18 protein-coding genes are annotated in these 20,093 nt (G+C 33.3%); 9 read left to right on the top strand and 9 right to left on the bottom strand.

Going from position 1 to position 20,093, the window contains the following annotated elements; all coding sequences use genetic code 11:
• Positions 1-55: 55 nt before the first annotated feature.
• On the bottom strand, positions 56-1,021 hold the full coding sequence (locus tag AAGV33_RS04760) for a GlxA family transcriptional regulator (RefSeq protein WP_373390805.1): 966 nt from the start codon (positions 1,019-1,021) through the stop codon (positions 56-58).
• A gap of 130 nt (positions 1,022-1,151) precedes the next feature.
• Between AAGV33_RS04760 and AAGV33_RS04765 the strand changes: the two genes are divergently transcribed.
• From AAGV33_RS04765 to AAGV33_RS04790, 6 genes are all read left to right on the top strand, one after another.
• On the top strand, positions 1,152-1,556 hold the full coding sequence (locus AAGV33_RS04765) for a VOC family protein (RefSeq protein ID WP_373390806.1): 405 nt from the start codon (positions 1,152-1,154) through the stop codon (positions 1,554-1,556).
• A 27-nt stretch (positions 1,557-1,583) separates the two neighbouring features.
• Positions 1,584-1,991: an SRPBCC family protein gene (locus tag AAGV33_RS04770; RefSeq protein WP_373390865.1), complete on the top strand. Its 408-nt coding sequence runs from the start codon at positions 1,584-1,586 to the stop codon at positions 1,989-1,991.
• 131 nt (positions 1,992-2,122) lie between these two features.
• Positions 2,123-2,560, top strand: a complete 438-nt coding sequence (locus tag AAGV33_RS04775; protein ID WP_373390807.1) for an SRPBCC family protein — start codon at positions 2,123-2,125, stop codon at positions 2,558-2,560.
• A 168-nt stretch (positions 2,561-2,728) separates the two neighbouring features.
• Positions 2,729-3,967, top strand: coding sequence for a phosphoserine phosphatase SerB (serB, locus tag AAGV33_RS04780; protein WP_373390808.1), 1,239 nt, complete (start codon positions 2,729-2,731; stop codon positions 3,965-3,967).
• 133 nt (positions 3,968-4,100) lie between these two features.
• Positions 4,101-4,535, top strand: a complete 435-nt coding sequence (locus AAGV33_RS04785) for a VOC family protein (RefSeq protein ID WP_373390809.1) — start codon at positions 4,101-4,103, stop codon at positions 4,533-4,535.
• A gap of 2 nt (positions 4,536-4,537) precedes the next feature.
• Positions 4,538-5,068, top strand: a complete 531-nt coding sequence (locus AAGV33_RS04790; protein WP_373390810.1) for an SRPBCC family protein — start codon at positions 4,538-4,540, stop codon at positions 5,066-5,068.
• 57 nt (positions 5,069-5,125) lie between these two features.
• Here AAGV33_RS04790 and AAGV33_RS04795 read toward each other — a convergent pair whose 3' ends face one another.
• The 3 genes from AAGV33_RS04795 to AAGV33_RS04805 all read right to left on the bottom strand — a co-directional run bounded on the left by AAGV33_RS04795 (position 5,126) and on the right by AAGV33_RS04805 (position 7,270).
• Positions 5,126-5,275, bottom strand: coding sequence for a hypothetical protein (locus AAGV33_RS04795; RefSeq protein WP_373390811.1), 150 nt, complete (start codon positions 5,273-5,275; stop codon positions 5,126-5,128).
• A 20-nt stretch (positions 5,276-5,295) separates the two neighbouring features.
• The gene (locus AAGV33_RS04800) at positions 5,296-5,577 is read right to left on the bottom strand and encodes an ORF6N domain-containing protein (protein ID WP_373390866.1); all 282 of its coding nucleotides are present in this window, start codon (positions 5,575-5,577) and stop codon (positions 5,296-5,298) included.
• 166 nt (positions 5,578-5,743) lie between these two features.
• Positions 5,744-7,270: a GH3 auxin-responsive promoter family protein gene (locus tag AAGV33_RS04805; RefSeq protein ID WP_373390812.1), complete on the bottom strand. Its 1,527-nt coding sequence runs from the start codon at positions 7,268-7,270 to the stop codon at positions 5,744-5,746.
• A 98-nt stretch (positions 7,271-7,368) separates the two neighbouring features.
• Between AAGV33_RS04805 and AAGV33_RS04810 the strand changes: the two genes are divergently transcribed.
• Entirely contained in the window at positions 7,369-8,163 is a 795-nt protein-coding gene (locus AAGV33_RS04810) for a DUF2797 domain-containing protein (RefSeq protein WP_373390813.1), read from the top strand.
• 56 nt (positions 8,164-8,219) lie between these two features.
• Here the strand turns inward: AAGV33_RS04810 and AAGV33_RS04815 are convergent, their stop codons facing one another.
• A complete protein-coding gene (locus AAGV33_RS04815) occupies positions 8,220-10,883 on the bottom strand; it encodes an AsmA-like C-terminal region-containing protein (protein ID WP_373390814.1) in 2,664 nt (887 codons plus the stop codon).
• A gap of 185 nt (positions 10,884-11,068) precedes the next feature.
• The gene (gene sppA, locus AAGV33_RS04820; RefSeq protein ID WP_373390815.1) at positions 11,069-12,829 is read right to left on the bottom strand and encodes a signal peptide peptidase SppA; all 1,761 of its coding nucleotides are present in this window, start codon (positions 12,827-12,829) and stop codon (positions 11,069-11,071) included.
• Between the two features lie 123 nt (positions 12,830-12,952).
• Here sppA and folK point away from each other — a divergent pair, with 123 nt between their 5' ends.
• Positions 12,953-14,089: a 2-amino-4-hydroxy-6-hydroxymethyldihydropteridine diphosphokinase gene (folK, locus tag AAGV33_RS04825; RefSeq protein WP_373390816.1), complete on the top strand. Its 1,137-nt coding sequence runs from the start codon at positions 12,953-12,955 to the stop codon at positions 14,087-14,089.
• 1 nt (position 14,090) lies between these two features.
• Here folK and AAGV33_RS04830 read toward each other — a convergent pair whose 3' ends face one another.
• The 3 genes from AAGV33_RS04830 to AAGV33_RS04840 all read right to left on the bottom strand — a co-directional run bounded on the left by AAGV33_RS04830 (position 14,091) and on the right by AAGV33_RS04840 (position 17,322).
• Positions 14,091-16,226 carry an Ig-like domain-containing protein gene (locus AAGV33_RS04830; RefSeq protein WP_373390817.1) on the bottom strand — a complete coding sequence of 712 codons (2,136 nt, stop codon included), beginning with the start codon at positions 16,224-16,226 and terminating at the stop codon, positions 14,091-14,093.
• A gap of 32 nt (positions 16,227-16,258) precedes the next feature.
• Positions 16,259-16,795 carry an RNA methyltransferase gene (locus tag AAGV33_RS04835; RefSeq protein ID WP_373390818.1) on the bottom strand — a complete coding sequence of 179 codons (537 nt, stop codon included), beginning with the start codon at positions 16,793-16,795 and terminating at the stop codon, positions 16,259-16,261.
• Between the two features lie 83 nt (positions 16,796-16,878).
• Positions 16,879-17,322, bottom strand: coding sequence for a DUF1573 domain-containing protein (locus AAGV33_RS04840; protein WP_373390819.1), 444 nt, complete (start codon positions 17,320-17,322; stop codon positions 16,879-16,881).
• Positions 17,323-17,482: 160 nt separating this feature from the next.
• Here AAGV33_RS04840 and mutS point away from each other — a divergent pair, with 160 nt between their 5' ends.
• Positions 17,483-20,089 carry a DNA mismatch repair protein MutS gene (gene mutS, locus AAGV33_RS04845; protein ID WP_373390820.1) on the top strand — a complete coding sequence of 869 codons (2,607 nt, stop codon included), beginning with the start codon at positions 17,483-17,485 and terminating at the stop codon, positions 20,087-20,089.
• Positions 20,090-20,093: the final 4 nt, after the last annotated feature.

Here is a 20,093-nt window from a genome sequence, read left to right on the forward strand (position 1 = left end):
GAGCAGGTTTTTTTATGGATTTGATTTTACAAAAATGAAATTTATGTTTAAAAAATTACTTAACCCTAAGCTTCTCCCGGTATTCAATAGGTTTCATTCCTACCATTTTATAAAACACTTTTCTAAAAGCTTTTGGATCATTGTAGCCTGTTTTTTCGATAATTTCAGAAATCGAAAGCTGGGTTTGTTCCAGATATTTCTTGGAACTTTCAATTCGAATATTTTGTAGGTATTCAATTGGCGGAATTCCAGTGACCTGTTTAAATCTTCGTGTCATGTTTCGGGCACTTGTGGGAATGTCTTTTGTTATTTCTTCCAGTTTTTCAATTGTACTGTATTGGTTTTCAATTTTTTGCTGGAGTGTGGCTACTAATGCATCATTGTGTAAATGATTGGGTCTGAATGTACTAAAATAACTTTGTTTATACCGATTTAAATCGATAGAAAATATCTTTGCAATTTGTACAGCAATTTCGTTTCCGCAATATTTTTGTACCAATAAAATCAACAAATGAAATGTTGACGTAGATCCGCCACTGGTGTACAGACTTCCATCAGCAGTTAAGGTTTCTTCTGGTTTTAATTTTACCAATGGAAAAGCTTTTGTAAAAGCACTGCAGGCATCCACATGTGTCGTTGCCAGTTTTTCATTGAGCAATCCAGAAGCCGCAAACAAAAATGCACCTGTACAAAAACTAGCCAATTCCGCTCCTGACTGATGTTGTTTTTGTAACCAAGGAATAAATTTTTTATTCCTGGCAATCATTGTACTCATATTATCGGTAGTAAATGCGGGAATCAAAATCAGATTTAAATTGATATCTGAAGATTCTATGGGCTGTACTTCATATCCAAAAAGTTGTTTTTCAATAATTTGTTCTTCTGATTGGAAAATCATAATGTCGAAAGGTTTTTCGGTTTCCTGATGTAGTTTATTAGCCGTTTCAAAAACTTCTAAAATCGCTGCAATACTTAATAATTTATAATCGTAAGGGACAATCAAACCTACTTTCTTGCTCATAATTTTTATTTTACAGTATTACGAAGATATTCATTTTGTCTTAAATGACCCTAAAGTTGGCTTTTATTGTAGTTTAATGTTGGTTTTGAAATTTTAAATTTGCTTTAAATAATTTATAATTTTATAAAATATGAAAACACAAATTTTCCTGAATCTTCCCGTTAGGGATTTAAATCGGTCAGTTGCATTTTTTACACAATTGGGTTTTTCATTCAATCCAAAATATACGGATGAAAAAGCAACTTGTTTAATTATAGGTAAAAATATAAATGCAATGCTTTTAGTAGAAGAATTTTATAGCACATTTACAAACAAACAAATTTGTAATACAGATACTACAAGTGAAGTTCTTATTGCAATATCTGTTGAAACCCGGGAACAAGTAGATGAAATCATCACAAAAGCAGTGAAAGCTGGAGAAACAGAGTATATGGAAACAAAGGATTACGGTTGGATGTACCAACGCACGTTTCTGGATATTGATGGACATCATTGGGAAATATTTTTTGCAGATGAAAGCCAAATTCCAAATTGATGTGAATTTAATTTAAAATAATCAATGATGATAACAATAAAAACAACAGTTAATGCGTCAATAAGTAAGGTTTGGGAATTTTGGACTTTGCCAGAACATATTACAAAATGGAGTTTTGCGTCTCCAGACTGGCATACACCTTATGCGGAAAATGATTTAAAAACTGGAGGAAAATTCAAATCGACTATGGCAGCTAAAGATGGTAGCATGAGTTTTGATTTTGAAGGAGAATATACTTTAGTGAAACCAAATGAAGCCATTGAATATGTTATGGCAGACGGAAGAAAGGTAGAAATTGCTTTCAAAGAAACTTCAAGCGGTGTAGAAATAATAGAAAATTTTGATCCGGAAGCTGAAAATTCAGAAGAAATGCAGCGTGGAGGTTGGCAGGCTATTTTAGATAATTTTAAAAAGTATGTAGAAAGTTCAATTTAAATTAAAGCAATGACAAATTAAGTTTAGATTAATTTACCAGTAAAATGAGGTAAAAGGTTATGCTTATTTAGATGATCATTGCTGGAATATTGTATTTATAAATTTTAGTAAATCACTTAAATTAATAAGATATGGAAAGATTAGAATTTACAATTAGAATTAAGGCTACTGCCGAAAAAGTATGGTCCGTTTTATGGAATGATGAAACCTACAGAAAGTGGACAAGTGCTTTTTGCGAAGGTTCATATGCAGTGAGCGATTGGAACGAAGGCGATAAAATACATTTTATGTCACCAAATGGTGAAGGAATGAACAGTATTATCGAAACCAAAATCCCTAATGAATATATGGCATTTAAGCATATTGGAGAAATAAAGGATTTCAAAGAATTGCCAATTGATGAAGAAACTAAAAAGTGGAGCGGATATATGGAAACTTATAAATTAAATCCAGACGGCGAATTCGTTATTTTGACTTCTATGGTTGATGTTATCGAAAAACATATTGATTATTTTAAAGAAGCTTTTCCCAAAGGTTTAGAGAAAGTAAAAGAACTAGCAGAAAATTAAAAACATAGTAAAAATAGATTGTTCTGATTTAGAACTATATCCGTTGTATTGTTTTCAAAGCCATAGATTTTTTTTATGTTTTTTCTTTTCAAAAAACCATTCAATATTCTTTTATATCAGCAATAGATTGTCGATTTTTGTCGCTTCTAAAATCAATATAGATTAAAAATGGCAATTGAGGATAAAGAGATTATTTTATTAAAAGTTTCTGGTCAGGATAAACCAGGGGTGACGGCTGGTTTAACATCAGTGTTGGCGACCTATAATGCCATTGTTTTAGACATCGGTCAGGCTGATATTCACGATACACTTTCGTTAGGGATTTTGTTCGAAATTGAAGCAGGTTCTTCTTCTGCACCAGTTTTAAAAGATTTGTTGTTTAAAGCGTATGAATTGGGAATTAAAGTAAAATTTACTCCAATTACAGTTGCTGATTACGAAAATTGGGTAAAAGCCCAATCAAAACAACGTTACATTATTAATATTTTAGGCGAAACATTAGCGGCATCTCAACTAGCTGCAGTTGCTCAAATAATGTCAGACCAAAACCTAAATATTGATTCTATTAAAAGGTTAACAGGAAGAACATCTATTGTAGAAACAGAAGTTTATCCTCGTTCTTGTATACAATTGTCAGTTTCTGGAGAAATTGTAGATAAGACAGTCATGACGGCTAGTTTTATGCTTATCTCTAGAACTTTAGATGTGGATATTTCTTTCCAGGAAGATAATATTTATAGAAGAAACAGACGTTTAGTGTGTTTCGATATGGATTCTACGTTGATTCAAACGGAAGTAATCGACGAATTAGCCGAGTTGGCAGGAGTTGGTGAACAAGTAAGAGCAATTACAGAATCGGCAATGAACGGTGAGATTGATTTTAGCGAAAGCTTCAAGAAACGTATGGCTTTGTTAGAAGGTTTGAGTGAAGATGTGTTGCATAATGTGGCGATCAATTTGCCAATAACAAAAGGTGCACACCGATTGATGAAAGCCTTAAAATATTATGGTTATAAAACCGCTATTTTGTCTGGAGGGTTTACCTATTTTGGTCATTATTTACAAAAAGAATTAGGGATTGATTATGTTCACGCTAATGAATTGGAAATTAAAGACGGAAAATTAACAGGAAACTATATTGGCGACATTGTTGATGGTCAAAAGAAAGCCGAATTTTTACAAGCTATTGCTGAAAAAGAAGGAATTCACATTAATCAAACTATTGCTGTAGGCGATGGAGCGAATGATTTGCCGATGATTAATCTGGCAGGATTAGGAATTGCTTTTCATGCTAAACCTACGGTAAAAGAAAGCGCAGCTACTTCTATTTCGAGTTTGGGTCTTGATGGTGTTTTGTATTTATTAGGATACCATGATAGACATATTGATATGATGGACGAAATTTAAGACTCAAAGGATATTTATTAAAATGACCTTAGTTCTTAATTGAATTAAGGTTTTTTTATGGATTTTAATTTAAAATTGTATTTTTAAAGAAATTGTAAAGTAATGTATATTAGTTAATTAAAAAATAAAAATTATGGCTACAATCAATCCGTATTTAATTTTTAATGGTAATTGCGAAGAAGCTTTTTTGTTTTATCAATCCGTTTTTGGAGGTGAAATTCCATATATGGGAAAGTTCAAAGAGATGCCTCCGGGCGACAATAATCCTGAATTATCCGAAGAGGAAGGAAATAGAGTCATGCACGTTTGTTTACCCATTGGTTCGGTTTTTTTGATGGGAAGTGACAGTAATTCGGCAAGTGGAGATGTCGCTTTTGGAAACAATGTTTCTATTTCTATCAATGTAGAAAGCAGGAGTGAAGCAGATAGAGTTTTTAATGAATTGTCAGCAGAAGGAAATGCCTATATGCCGATGAGTGACACTTTTTGGGGCGCTTATTTTGGTATGTTTGCTGATAAATTCGGGATAAATTGGATGGTAAATTTTGATGAAAACCAAAAACAATAAATATGAAAATTATCAAAAAAATAATAATTGGAATTCTGGTTTTCATTGCTCTGCTTTTAGTAGTCGCTTTGTTTATACCAAATGATTATACCGTTTCCGTTTCGACAGTAGTAAATAAACCAAAACCAGCCGTTTTTGAGTATGTAAAAAATATTAAAAATCAAGAAAGGTATAGTGTCTGGATGATGGAAGATCCTAATGTTGTTATGGATTATCAAGGTACTGATGGCACAGTGGGATTTAAAGCTTCCTGGAATAGTAAAGATGATAATGTAGGCGAAGGCTCGCAGCAAATTACAGCTGTTTCTGATGAACGAATTGACGTTGATTTGCATTTTGAAAGACCAATGAAAGGCGATGATAAAGCAGCAACAATAGTTGAGGCAGTTTCAGAAACTCAGACTAAAGTTACGGCTGAGTTTTACGGACATTCTACTTATCCGATGAATTTAATGTCGCTGATTGGTAAAAAAATTATCACCGATGCGCAAACTCAAAACTTAGTAAATTTGAAAAAGATTTTAGAAGAATAATTTTTTTGTAAATAGTAAAGAAACCTTAGTTCAGTGAGTTAAGGTTTTTTTATAAAATTAATTGTTCTTATAGCCTATTTTCTTTCTTGGTGCTGTATTTTCCTTTTTGTCAACTAATTCATCTAAATAATTAAAAACGAGTTCAATGTTTTTGCTATGATTGGTCAGTTTCTTTTTGATTTCTTCAATTTCAAGTTTTATACTCATTGTATCACTAAGAATTCCTCTTATTCTGGTAAACACACGAATAATTTGTATTTCATCTTAATGGCTGTTGGACTGTTTAATACACTTGAAAGCATTGCAACTCCTTGTTCAGTAAACGCCATAGGTAAATATCGAGTTCCTCCCCAATTTGAGGTGCCAAAATGGCTCCTCAAGTTTTCAAATTCTTGTTCACTAAGTTCAAACATAAAATCTTCGGGAAATCGTTCTATATTTCTGCGGACTTGTCTTTTGAGTTGTTTGGTTTCTACAGTATAAAGTTCAGCTAAATCTTTATCAATCATCACTTTTTGAATCCTAATTAAATAAATTTTGCTCGTTATGATTTCATCAGGAATGGAAATTATTGTTCATAGATTTTAAATTTTGTAATAAAAATAAAACAAAAATTTAAATATTCCTATATTGAGATATTAATTTTCAGAATTAAATAGTCTGATTTTAAGTTGATTAAATAGCGATTTTGATATTCATATTTTTCAACTGTTCCAGATAATCTCTTTCGTTTGATAATCTTGGAATTTTGTGTTGACCACCTAATTTATTGTTGTCTTTTAACCAATCATAAAATAAATTTTCTCTGGCTACATTAATCACTAAAGGATTTAGTGTCATGTTGTTGTAGCGTTTGGCTTCGTAATCGGAATTTAGAGATTGTAAAGTTTCGTCCAGAGCTTGTTGGAAAACAGCCATATCATCCGGTTTTTTCTTGAATTCAATGATCCATTCGTGTGCTCCTTTTTCTTTTTCTTTCATGAAAATTGGAGCAACGGTGTAATCCACTATTTCGGAATGAGTAATTTGGCAGGCTTTGGATAAGGCTTGATCGGTATTTTCGACCATCAATTCTTCACCAAAAACATTAATATGATGTTTGGTTCTTCCACTCACTCTAATTCTGTAAGGATTTAAAGAAGTAAAACGCACCGTATCTCCCACTAAATAACGGAATAATCCCGAGTTAGTAGTAATAACTACAGCGTAGTTTTTATTCAATTCTACATCAGCCAGGCGGATTGTTTTTTGATTTAGTGTGCCAAAAGTATCCATTGGAATAAATTCGTAGAAAATTCCATAATCCAGCATCAGTAATAAATCACTGGAGTGATTTTGATCCTGAATGGCAAAAAATCCTTCAGAGGCATTGTATATTTCGTAATATTTGAATTCTTTTTTAGGAAGTATGTTTTTGTATTGTTCGCGGTACGGATTGAAACTCACACCACCATGAAAATATACTTCGAGGTTAGGCCAGATTTCAAATAAATTTCCGTTGCCCGTTTCTTCAAGTATTCTATTCATTAATACCAACATCCACGATGGAACTCCAGCAAAACTGGTTACATTTTCTCTTTTGGTCTCATTAATGATGGCTGCCATTTTAGATTCCCATTCGCTCATTAACGAAGTTTTGTTGCATGGTGTGCTACTGAATTCAGCCCAGATAGGCATGTTTTCGATTAAAATAGCTGATAAATCACCAAAAAAACTATTGTTGTCTTCATAAATTTGAGAGCTTCCGCCCAGACGCAAACTTTTACCAGTAAAAAGCCCTGAGTTTTCGTTATTATTCAAATACAAACACAATAAATCTTTACTGCCTTTGTAGTGGCAATCTTCTAAGGCTTCATTGCTTACAGGAATGAATTTGCTTTTGGCATTAGTAGTTCCGCTAGATTTAGCAAACCATTTTATGGATGATTCCCAAAAAACATTTTGTTCTCCCTGGCGTGTTCTTTCAATTAAAGGTTGCAATTCTTCATAGGTAGAAATCGGGATTCTTTCTGCAAAAGTAGCATAAGAATGAATCGAAGCATAATCGTATTCTTTGCCTAAAACCGTATTTTTTGCGGAAGCAATTAAATTCATAAGTAGTTCTTCCTGAACCTCATTTGGATACTTCACGAAAAGTTCAATCTGATGGATTCGTTGTTTTAAAACCCATGAGGCAAATGAATTGATTAATTGTATTGGCATTTTTAAAAAAATAGGGTTATGAAATTTACCTTAGGAGTAATAACTTTACCAAAAATAGGAAAATTTACGAAACATCAAACTTTTAAAATTCAAACTTAATGCAATACGAAGGAGTACTTACAAAAATGGAAACCGAATACGGAAAACCAATTCAATATTATTTGGTTTTTGAAAATAGTTTTTTGAATGTAAACCAGCTTTTGGACAAAAATATCGAGATTAGTTTTGTAGGATTTCAATGTTTGAATTGTGGAAAAAAGAAAAAAATATTCCGACAAGGTTTTTGTTATGATTGTTTTTACTCCAGTGCGGCTGTGGGCGATTGGATTATGAAACCCGAGTTGAGTACCGCACATTTAGGAATTGCAGATAGAGATTTGGTTTATGAAGAAAAAGTGCAATTGCAGCCTCATATTGTTTATTTGGCTTTGTCTAGCGAAATAAAAGTAGGGGTGACACGTAAAACTCAGGTTCCAACCCGATGGATTGATCAGGGCGCTAATGAAGCCATTTCGATTGTAGAAGTGCCTAATCGGTATTTAGCTGGAATTACTGAGGTGGCTTTAAAAAATCATTATGCAGATAAAACCAATTGGCGTAAAATGCTAACCAATGATATAGAAGCAGTGGATTTGGTTGCTGAACGATTTAAATTGCAGCATTTAATTCCTGCTGAGGCTCAGGAATATTTTTATTTAGATAAAAATGATTTGTACCAAATGGAATATCCTGTTTTACAATTTCCTTCAAAAGTAAAGAGTTTAAGTTTAGACAAAACACCTCATTTTCAAGGGAAATTAACTGGAATAAAAGGACAGTATTTGTTGTTTGAAGATGGAACCGTTTTTAATATCCGAGGGTCAGAAGGGTATATAGTACAGATTTTGGTATAAAAAAAGGATGGTTTCTAAGTTAAGTAGAAACCATCCTTTTTTTATAGAGATAAAATTTATTTCACTTTAGTAGTATCTACTACTTTTTTCTTTTTGTTGAATAAGCCGTTTAATAAATCACTAGCTTTTGATTTTACCTCTTCTTTTGCTTTTTCCTGAGCTTCCACTTTGGTTGCAGGAACGGTTGTTTTAGTGGTATCTCCGGCTTTTTTATTTTTATTGATAAGATCGGTCAAAGCAGAAGTTCCTTTATTGACTAATTTTGTTTTTTGTTGCTGAATCAACTGATTCGTTAAATTAGTAGCAGCAGTTTTTAGATCAGTTGAGATTTTAGGTTTCGAAAAAGTACCTGTTAACATGGCATTAATAGGAATGCTTTCTAGTTTTTGAGCATCAGAAGCTGATAATTTTGAAATTAAATTATTAGCGTCCGTTCCAAGATATTTTGCGGGTACATTTAGTTTGATGTTGTAATTCATACTTTGGTCAAAACCATGTGTTCCACCAATGTTGGCTTGAATATCCTGATATTTGATATTAAAAGGTTTTACGTTTACTTTTCCGTCCTGAAAAGAAATTGCGGCTTTTAAATTGTTTAAATTGATTTTGCTTGGGTCTAAAAATTTAATATTTGAACTTAAAGCTGTCAATAAAGCTGAATTCTTAGAGTTGATAGTAGTAGATAGAAACTGTCCTAATAAATCTCCCGTGATGGTCGATAAGTCTGGAGTAAGTTCGTTTGCATCTAAATTTCCTTTTAATTTGATCGTAGAATTGATTTTACCATTAACAACTCCTGCAATAGGTGCTAATTTTTTTAGCATGTCTAATTGAGTGAACGATTGTGCAATATCTAATTCGGTTAAACCTAAATCCATGTTAAAAGTCGGTGTTTTTCCTTTAGTAGATACATCACCATTTAATCCGATAGAACCACCAAAAATAGAAGTTTTAACATTCTCCATTGTGAGTTTTTCGTCCTTAATGGTAAGTTTTCCCGAAACATTTTTCAAAGTTAAATTGTCATACAAAACCGTATTGGCTTTTGCGGTAAGCGTACAATCTAAAAACGCTGGAATTTTCATTGCTTCCGTTTTTTTAGCGTTCGTGTTTTTAGAAACTGTTTTGTTAGCTTCTGTTTTAGGGGTTTCATTTTCTGAAGTTACAAAGTCATCAACAGATAATTGGTTGGATGTCAGGTTGAAGTTTCCTTGTAAGTTTTGATTTCTAAATAGAAAACCATAGAAATTTTCTAAGACTCCTGTAACGCTCAAATCACTTTTTCCTGTCGAAGCATTAAATTGTTTTAAGTTTACTCTTGATGGATTGAATGCAATGGCAGCGTTGCTAATATTCATCGATTTGCCGTTTTCATCTGTATATTTAAACCCAGACAAACTCATCGTACCTGCATTATCAATATTTTGGTATTGGCTTTTTTCTACTGATTGCATATCAAATTTGGTAGTCACATCGGCTTTTAAAATTCCGCTTAAAGGTTTGTCTAATTTTATAGGATAAGCTTTTGATAGGTTGGCTAAGTTGATGGTTCCTTTTAGCATAGCATCAACCAGTGCGTTTTCGGTAATGTTTTTAATATTGGCTTTGGCATTAAAAACATCCTGATCGATACGGAAAGAAAGTTTGTCTAAATTGACATAAGTATCGTTTAAAGTCCCAGTTTGATTGATGATTTTAGCATCAATAACAATATTTTGTACTGATTTTGGTAAATCAGGATATTGAAAAGAAGCATTGTTAGAAGCAATTTCGACATTGAATTTTGGTACGGTAGTATCTGAATACAATCCTTTAGCAAAACCAACAATAGAAAAATCACCTGTAGTTTTTACATTATCTAAATTAGCCGCATAAGCCGCCGGGATAACACCTAAGAAGTTTTTAAACGAAGAGGTTGGTGTTTTAAATTTTAAATCGTATTCCTGACCTGCATCGACTATTTGAATAAATCCATCAAATGCTAATGGTAGTTGATTGATTAAAGCCTTGTTTTCTTTGAAAGTGTATTTACTATTTTCTAAATCAATTCCTAAAACAGCATCCAGTGTGAAAGCAACATGGTTCATGTAATTCACTTTGTCCATATCCAGACTTATTTTAGCTGTAGATTTGGTATCCAAATCTAATTTAGAAGCAGCAAAATCGCCTGTTCCTTCATGATTCAGGCTGTCGATGAGCATTTTTATTTTCGAACTTTCATCAAAATATCGAAATTGAAAATTTTCTATTTTGTAATTCTTAATGTTTAAAGCAAGTGGTTTGCTTTTTGAGTCATCAGTGGAGGGTTTATCATCCTTTATAGCAATGTCATAATTACCAATGCCGTCTTTGTTGAAGATAATATTGATTAATCCATTTTTAGAACTAATTCCGTCAATATTCATAGGTTCGTTATCTCCTTTAAAAAGTTCTTTTATTGACATTTTCAAATTCAATTCGCCTAATGAAACCAAAGTATCTCCTTCAAAAGGAGCTTTGTTAATGATGGCTAATTTTTCGATAGTAACATTAGCATTTGGAAAGTTTTTAAACAAACTTAAATCGGCATCGGCAAAACTTACTTTAGCATCTACTTTTTGATTGATAGCACTAATGATTTTAGCTTTGATTTGATCCTTAAAGAAATAAGGAATGGCAAATAACGATCCTATTAATAAAAGGAAGATAGCTCCGGTGATGATAATTGTTTTTTTAAACATGGTGATGAAATTTTCGTTTCTAAAAGGTAATGTATCACAAAAATAACGTATTGACCTATAAGAACTTTATAATATTTTCATAATATCTTATATTTTATCAGGCTGATCATGGGTTTACATGCTATAAAAAAAGTCCGTTTGAGAGCAACTCAAACGGACTTGGAAAATATTTTTTTAGTTGTTTTTTAATAAATCGAAATTTCAAAAGGCATAATGGCTTGTACTCCTTTTCGGGATTGGAACTTTTTTACTTGTTGTAATAATTGGTAATTTTCAATGCCAATTTCTTCTTCTATGATATTTTGTTTGGTACTACCAAAAGGAAAACGGGAAAGCATATCATCCAAATCTTTTTCATATTCAGGATAGTTTCTAGTAGTGTAATTTTGAGTTTTAGACAAACGAGCAGCTTCTACAATCGCCGCATTCAATCCGCCAATTTTATCCACAAGACCTATTTTTAAAGCTTCTGAACCCGACCAAACTCTTCCTTGAGCAATAGAATCTACGGCTGTAAAATTCATTTTTCGACCTTCGGCAACGTGAGTTACAAAGGTTTTATAGATGTGCTCAATACTTTCAAGTGTAACGGCTTTAAAGTTTTCGTCTAATGGGACAAAAGGACTATAACCAGCTGCATTATTATTCGTATTGACCTGTTCCACGTTAATTCCAACCTTTTTTGTAAGTTCATTGAAATTAGGCAGAATCCCAAAAACGCCTATGGAACCTGTAATCGTGTTATTTTGAGCAAAAATAGTATTGGCATTACAAGCAATGTAATAACCGCCAGAAGCAGCATAATTTCCCATAGAAACCACTACAGGTTTCACTTTTTTAGTTAATTCCACTTCTCTCCAAATCAAATCGGAAGTTAAAGCACTTCCTCCAGGGCTATCAATTCGTAAAACAATGGCTTTTACTTTTTTGTCTTTGCGAGCTTCTTTTAGAGAACGACGCATTGAACCTTCGCCAATAGTATTTACATCGCCTTCACCGCTTTGGATTTCGCCTTGAGCATAAATAATAGCTATTTTATCATCGCTTTCAGCAACAATAGAAGTTGTGATCATCTTTTTAGTATAATCATTGATGGAGATTTTGTTGTACTCTTTATCAGCCTTTACTTTTAGTGCTTTTTTAATGTCGTTGTGATATACATCTTCATAAGCAATTTGGTCGATTAGTTTATGATGTTTCGCCATTTCGGGAGTTCTGGCTAATAAACCATTGGCAATTTCGTTTAATTTACTAGTCGAAATATTTCTACTTTTCGAAATTTCCACACAAACAGAATTCCAAATGGATTGCAATAATTCTGAGGTTTGTTCTCTGTTAGCCTCGCTCATTTTATTGTCTAAGAAAGGTTCTACGGCGCTTTTGTATTTTCCATGTCGAAGCACTTCCATTTTTACGCCTGTTTTTTCCTGTAAATCTTTGAAAAACATAATTTCAGAAGATAATCCTTTGAAATCCAAATCGCCCACAGGATTCAAATAAATGCTATTGGCAACGGAATTTAGGTAATATTCTTTTTGCGAATAACTATTGGCGTAAGCCATGACAAATTTTCCTGATTTTTTAAAATTTTCTAAGGCATTACGCAAATCTTTGCTTTGCGCCATTCCTAACTGGGAATTGTTGTTTAAAATAGAAATTCCTTTGATGTTGTCGTCTATCGAAGCTACATCAATGGCATTGATTATATCAGTCAAACCAATGTTTTTTTCTTCCGAAAAAAAGCTCATCCAGGGGTCTTTGTATTTTCCCGCATAATCAAATTTGACATCTTTAAGGTTTAATTCGATTACAGAATTATCTTTAAGAGCTGCTCCATTGCTATCGCCACCAAAAAGCACTGCGATAAAAATGATTCCGAAAAAAAATAACATTAAAAACACAAACAGACCTACAACAGTAGCGATTACATTGCTTAAAAATTTCATAATACGATGCTTTGATTTTGAGGATAAAAGCAACCACATTCTTGTTTTTTGTCGAACTCGAATACGGGTACTTTTTGCAAATATATTGCTATTTATAAAATTCTTAGTTAATTTGTGCTTAATATGAAAGCACAACATCAGGTTATTTTATCCATTGGCAGTAATCAAGGCAACCGCCTTGAAGTAATAAAACACTGTATTGCATTGTTACATCAGGAAATAGGTACGGTAATTCAGGTTTCTAAAGTTTATGAAACCGCAGCTTGGGGATTTGATAGTGATGCTTTTTACAATTGTGCCTTGGTTTTGCACAGCCATCTTTCGGCTGAAGAAGTGCTTTTGAAAGCGCTGACAATCGAACAAAAATTAGGTCGTATTCGAAAAAATGAAAGCGGATATCAATCTCGAATTATAGACATCGATATGATTGCTTTTGATGAAGCTATTATCGAAACCCAAACGCTTACAGTTCCACACCCGTTAATGCAAAATCGAAAGTTTGTCTTGCTTCCTTTTCAGGATTTAAAAATAAATTGGATACATCCCATTTTTAAGATGACAATTTCAGAATTGGTCGAAAATTGTTCGGATACAGGAGAGTGTGTTGCTGTTGCAGATTTAGAAAATCCATTAGAACAATCTTCTTTTAAAAAAGGATTCTATATTGCTTTTGAAGGGAATATTGGGGCAGGAAAAACGACATTAGCTACAAAAATTGCCGAAGATTTTAATACGAAAATGCTTTTTGAACGGTTTGCTGAGAATCCTTTTTTAGCTAAATTTTACAAAAATCAGGAGCGTTATGCTTTTCCGTTAGAATTATCGTTTTTAGTAGATCGTTACCAGCAACTTTCAGAAAATTTAGCTTCACATGATTTGCAAAATGATATTTTAGTAGCCGATTATCATGTTTTTAAATCGCTGATTTTTGCAAAAGTTACATTGGAAGAAGAAGAATATCAATTGTATAATAACCTTTTTGATATAATCTATAAAGAAATTCCAAAACCCGATTTGTACGTTTATTTAATGCAAAATCCAGAGCAATTATTAAAAAATATTAAGAAAAGAGGCCGGGATTACGAACAAGAAATTTCAGTTGACTATTTGGAAAAAATCAATAATGGGTATTTGTCTTATTTGGATTCTCAGACTAATTTGAATGTTTTAATTATTGATGTGACTAATAGGGATTTTGTGAATAATCAATCGGATTATCTTTTTGTTTTAGACGAAATTCAAAAGAGGATCAATAGTTAGTTTATCTTTTTAAAGAAAAATGACCTCGTTTTTCAGTACCTGAATCATCAATTTTTAATATATACCAATAATCATCAGCAGGAAGCATAATTTTATGATAAGTTCCATCCCAACTAGGATTATTGCTATTTAAAATACTAATTAATTTTCCATAGCGATCAAAAATAGTTACCGAAGCTTTTGGATAAAATTTCAATCCATTTATTTCCCAGCGATCATTGTAAGAGTCATTGTTAGGAGTGAAAAACTTTGGAACAGTTAATACTATGAAATCTTTAGTATCTATTCCGCAGGAATTGATTTCTCTAACGTAAGCTGTCTGTAAACCACTTGGAACATTAAAAAACACATTAGAATTTTGATAGTTAGTTCCATCAATTGAATATTCAAAATAGGGTTCTTCTTTTTTTAAATAAACAACTACAGTGGTTTCGTTGGCATCGATGTAATTAATTTCAGGAATAGTGTGTTCGGTAAGATTGATGATTTTTCGGCTGCTACAATTATTTTCGTTTGTAACGTCTACGGTATAGATTCCTCCGCTATTAACCGTGATTTTTTGTGATGTTGCTCCTGTTGACCATAGATAACGCATTCCTGTTAAGCCTGCATCAAGTTCTGTATTGCTTTCTTGGCAAAAGGAAATTTCTTCGTCATTAACATCTGGCGAAGAATATACGACAATGTTTATTGGAGTTCGAATGCCTGATGTGCAACCATTATTAACGGCTTCGGCGTAATAGGTAGTGTTTTGTGTAATTGTAGGTGTGGTAAATTGATTTCCAGAACCTAAAATACTGCTGTCAGTTGATGAAGCATACCAGTTTATAGTACCAACATCAGTTGTTGCGTTCAAGGTGATGCTGCCTGATTCGCATAGAGGAACTATGTTGTCGACAACGTTTAAGGTGGGGATGATGTTGACGGTTGCTGTAACTCTTACTCTTGTAGATTCGCAGTCAGAAACTTGAACATAATAAAATGCGGTGCTTGATAAAGAAGGTGTTGTGAAATTATTTCCAGCTGCTAATGGACTTCCACCAGTAGGAGAATCATACCAACTAATTATTCCAGTTGTAGCTGTAGCTTGTAAAGTTACAGTACCTGTTTCACATCGAGAAGCTGTAGTAGTACTTGTAATTTCTGGAATATGAATGGTTATACTTGCCGAAAGTTGTAAATCAGGATCGCCTGGCATTCCGCCATATTCTACAATATATCCCCTAGGGTGATAATTAATAACATTGGCCGGATCTCCTTGCTCAGGAAGATCATTCCAGGTCCCTAATCGTCCAACAGCTGGAGAAGTGATGTGGGCGTAATCTTCGCCATTGGGTTTGTTGCTATTTGTAGTGTTGTTGGGCTCATTAGGAGAGTTCCAATTTGCATAATAGTAAGGAGCAGTTGCGTACCCATTGGTTGCTCCAATCCAGAAAGTTGTTCCGGCTTCGGGGCCAGTAACCCATTTCCATACGCCTTCTGTTTCGGCATCGCTTCCTCCAATCCACCCTGCTCCTGGTGCTTGTTCTCCAGCTAATTGAGCTTCATCTGCGGCTGTTAAAGTAGCTAAGTAACCTTGTAAACCATAATATCTTCTAGTAGAAGCTTCGTTTTTGGCTCTTGTCCAATTGATTCCAAAAGCTGGAACGTATTCGTAATAATGTCCATTTCTAGGTAAATAACTGAGTTCTCCTCTTCCAATATTAATAGAAAAACTTCTGGATCCAGTTGCTGTAGGAGATGAATTGTAAAATTCGACTGCTTTTATAGCTTCTATAAAATCAGTATAAGGTAATAGACTGGCTGTTGTACTGTATATTTTTAGTTTTCCTTGGGCTACGTTAAAAAAACTTGTTATTTCAGAATGTGCTGTTGTAAAAGCATCATTTAGTTTTAGTATGTCTTGTCCGTTAACGTATCCAGAAGCTATTTGAATGTAAATTGCATCTGTACTCGTTTCTGAAGGATCATGCGTTATGCTAACATTTGTGGCAATCTTATGATAGGTGTTTGGGCAATATATTTCGCCTCCATCGGCAGTTATTGTTGGAGGATCAATCAATGCGGCAGCTAAAGTATAGGATTGATTTGTGAAAAATAATACTAGTGTTAAAATATGTAAAATCTTGTTTATCATATTATAAAAGTATTATTTTTTTGAATATGGAGTTATTTTGACCAATTCATTTTTTGAAATAAATCCCAAACTACAATTCCTGCACTAACCGAAATATTTAAAGAATGTTTTGTTCCTAATTGAGGAATTTCGATACAACCATCACATAAGGCTACAGCTTCCTGAGCTACACCATGAACTTCATTTCCAAAAACCAATGCATATTTTTGATTTTTTTCGACTTCAAAATTTTGTAGAAAAACAGCGCTTTCTACTTGTTCAATAGCAAGAGTAATTACTCCTTCTTGTTTTAAAGCAGCTATCGTATCGAGTACACTTTCATTATGTTCCCAAGTTACGGTTTCGGTTGCGCCTAAGGCTGTTTTGTGAATTTCCTTGTTTGGTGGTGTTGCGGTAATTCCACATAAATATATTTTTTCAATCAAAAAAGCATCAGCCGTTCTAAATACTGAACCAATATTGTGCAAACTGCGTACATCGTCTAATACTAAAATAAGAGGTGTTTTTTCTGATTTTTTAAAGTCTGCAATTGATTTTCTTTCTAACTCGCTGTTTTCTAATTTTCTCATTTTTAATAATGGCATTTATTCGAATAAAAAAAGCTTCCGATTGTAGCAAAAGGAAGCTCTTAAGGTATTATGTAATTTTAAAATTAACTCTTTTTGTCATCTCCAAGGACTGTTCCTTTGATAGTTAAAGTTTTTGTTGGTTGTCCAGCAGCATTAGAAGTTACAGTTACTGTTTTAGTAAAAGCACCCACTCTGTCAGTTGCATATTTTACACCAATTACTCCTTTAGCTCCTGGAGCAATTGGCTCTTTTGGAGTTGAAGGTACTGTACATCCACAAGAACCTACAGCGTTAGTAATAATTAAAGGTTTGTTTCCATTGTTTGTAAAAACAAATTCACGTTTTCCATCAGCATTGTGAGCAATTGTTCCGTAGTCAATAGTTTCATTTACAAAAACCATCCCAGCTCCGTTAACTTTTGCTGCGCTTGTAGCTGCTGTTGCTTTGATTTTTTTTGTAGTTTCTTGTGCTTTAGAAGTAGTAATTCCAAAAACAATTAGTCCTGCAAGTAAAATTATTTTTTTCATTTTGTTGAAATTTAGTTTTATAGAACAAAACTAAAGAAAAAATCATGCCAATGCCTTAATTTTTCCTTAAAAATGCTTTTAATTTTTGAAGTGATAGTTATTCGTTATAAAATTTTTAAATTCGCTTTCGCATTTTCTAATAAATTAAAAACGAAATAAATTGGCATCTAAAGATAAAGTAGTTAAGGAAACCCCATTAATGAAGCAGTACAATGAGATAAAGAGAAAGTATCCTGATGCTTGCTTATTGTTTAGGGTTGGCGATTTTTATGAAACATTTGGAGAAGACGCCATTCGGGCATCAAAAATATTAGGAATTACTTTAACTAAACGTGGAGCAGGTTCTGAAACTGAAACTGCTTTAGCTGGTTTTCCACATCATTCGATTAATACTTATTTGCCAAAATTAGTCAAAGCAGGACTTCGCGTGGCCATTTGCGATCAGCTGGAAGATCCTAAAATGACTAAAACCATTGTAAAACGCGGGGTGACCGAATTAGTAACTCCAGGAGTTTCTATGAACGATGAGGTTTTGCAATCTAAAACCAATAACTTTTTAGCTTCTGTTTATTTTACAAATAAATCAATAGGGATTTCCTTTTTGGATGTTTCTACGGGAGAGTTTCTTACGGCTCAGGGAAATGCCGAATATATTGATAAATTATTGCAGAATTTTAGCCCATCTGAGGTTTTAATTCAAAAGAATAATAAAAATGATTTCAAGGAAAATTTTGGAGATGATTACCATTGTTTTTATCTCGAAGATTGGGTTTACAAAGAAGATTATGCTTTTGAAACGTTGACCAAACATTTTCAGACTGTTTCTTTAAAAGGTTTTGGAATTGAAGATTTGAAAGAAGGAATTATTGCTTCGGGAGCTATTTTATATTATTTGTCCGAAACGCAGCATAACAGAGTGCAACACATTACAGCCATCCAACGAATTGCCGAAGATGCTTATGTGTGGATGGATCGATTTACAATACGAAATCTCGAATTGTATCACAGTTATAATCCTAATGCAGTTACGCTTCTGGATGTTATTGATAAAACGCTTTCGCCAATGGGTGGTCGTTTGTTAAAACGTTGGTTGGCATTGCCACTAAAAGATATTAAAAAAGTACAAGGCCGTCATGATGTGGTTTCTTATTTGAAAGAAAATCAAGAGGTGTTGCAAAAAATACAATATCAGGTTAAACAAATTTCCGATTTAGAGCGTTTAATTTCGAAAATTGCCGCTGGAAAAGTGTCACCTCGTGAAGTAGTTTATTTAAAAGAATCATTAGATGCTATTATTCCAATAAAAATCTTGGCGCTGGAAAGTCCGCAAGAAGCTGTAAAAGTAATTGGAGATAGTTTGCATAGTTGCGAATTATTGCGCGAAAAAATAAAAACAACTTTAAATCAGGATGCTCCTGTGGCTATTGCTAAAGGAAATGCTATTGCTAAAGGAGTAAATGAAGAGTTAGACGAATTGCGTGCTATTTCTACATCTGGGAAAGATTTCTTGGAAGGAATTGAAGCCAGAGAATCGGAAAGAACGGGAATTAGTTCTTTGAAAATTTCGTTTAATAATGTTTTTGGCTATTATATCGAAGTTAGGAATACGCATAAAGACAAAGTTCCTACTGAATGGATTAGAAAACAAACTTTGGTGAATGCCGAGCGTTATATTACTGAAGAACTAAAAGTTTACGAAGCTAAAATTCTTGGTGCGGAAGAAAAAATTCACAAAATAGAAACAGAATTGTTCGAGCAATTAGTGGCTTGGATTGCAACTTATATCAAACCAGTTCAGTTGAACGCTAATTTGGTAGCGCAACTGGATTGTTTGTGTTCTTTTACACAATTGGCTATTGAGAACAAATATATTTGTCCAGAACTGGATGAAACTTTTGAATTGGATATTAAAAACGGAAGGCATCCTGTTATCGAAAAACAATTGCCTGTAGGTGTTCCTTATATTGCTAATGATGTTTTCTTAGATAGAGAAACGCAACAATTAATTATGATTACTGGGCCCAACATGTCGGGTAAGTCAGCTATTTTGCGTCAAACGGCTTTAATTGTGCTGTTGGCTCAAATGGGAAGTTTCGTGCCAGCCGATAGTGTAAAAATGGGCGTGGTGGATAAAATATTTACCAGAGTAGGAGCGAGTGATAATATTTCGATGGGTGAATCGACTTTTATGGTCGAAATGAATGAAACTGCTTCGATCCTGAATAATATTTCTGATAGAAGTTTAGTCTTGTTGGATGAAATTGGAAGAGGAACGAGTACTTATGATGGAATTTCGATTGCTTGGGCTATTGCCGAATTTTTGCATGAACATCCTTCTAAACCGAAAACTTTGTTTGCAACCCATTATCATGAATTGAACGAAATGAGTGAATCTTTGAGTCGAATTCAGAATTATAATGTTTCTGTCAAAGAATTGAAAGATACGGTGCTTTTTATTCGAAAATTAGTCAAAGGCGGAAGTGCACATAGTTTTGGAATTCATGTGGCAAAAATGGCAGGAATGCCTCAGATTGTGATTTTAAAAGCCCAAAAGATTTTAAAGAAATTAGAGAAAGATCATTCTAGTGATGCGTTAAACGGAATAAAATCCGAAAAAGAAGAGATGCAAATGAGTTTCTTTAACTTAGACGATCCGTTGCTGGAAGAGATAAAGGAAGAGATTTTAAACATTGATATCAATTCAGTTACACCTGTAGAAGCTTTGATGAAACTGAATGAAATTAAGAGAATGCTGACCAGAAAATAATTTT

The sequence above is a fragment of the Flavobacterium magnesitis genome, assembly GCF_041729735.1.
Classification (GTDB): Bacteria; Bacteroidota; Bacteroidia; order Flavobacteriales; family Flavobacteriaceae; genus Flavobacterium; species Flavobacterium magnesitis.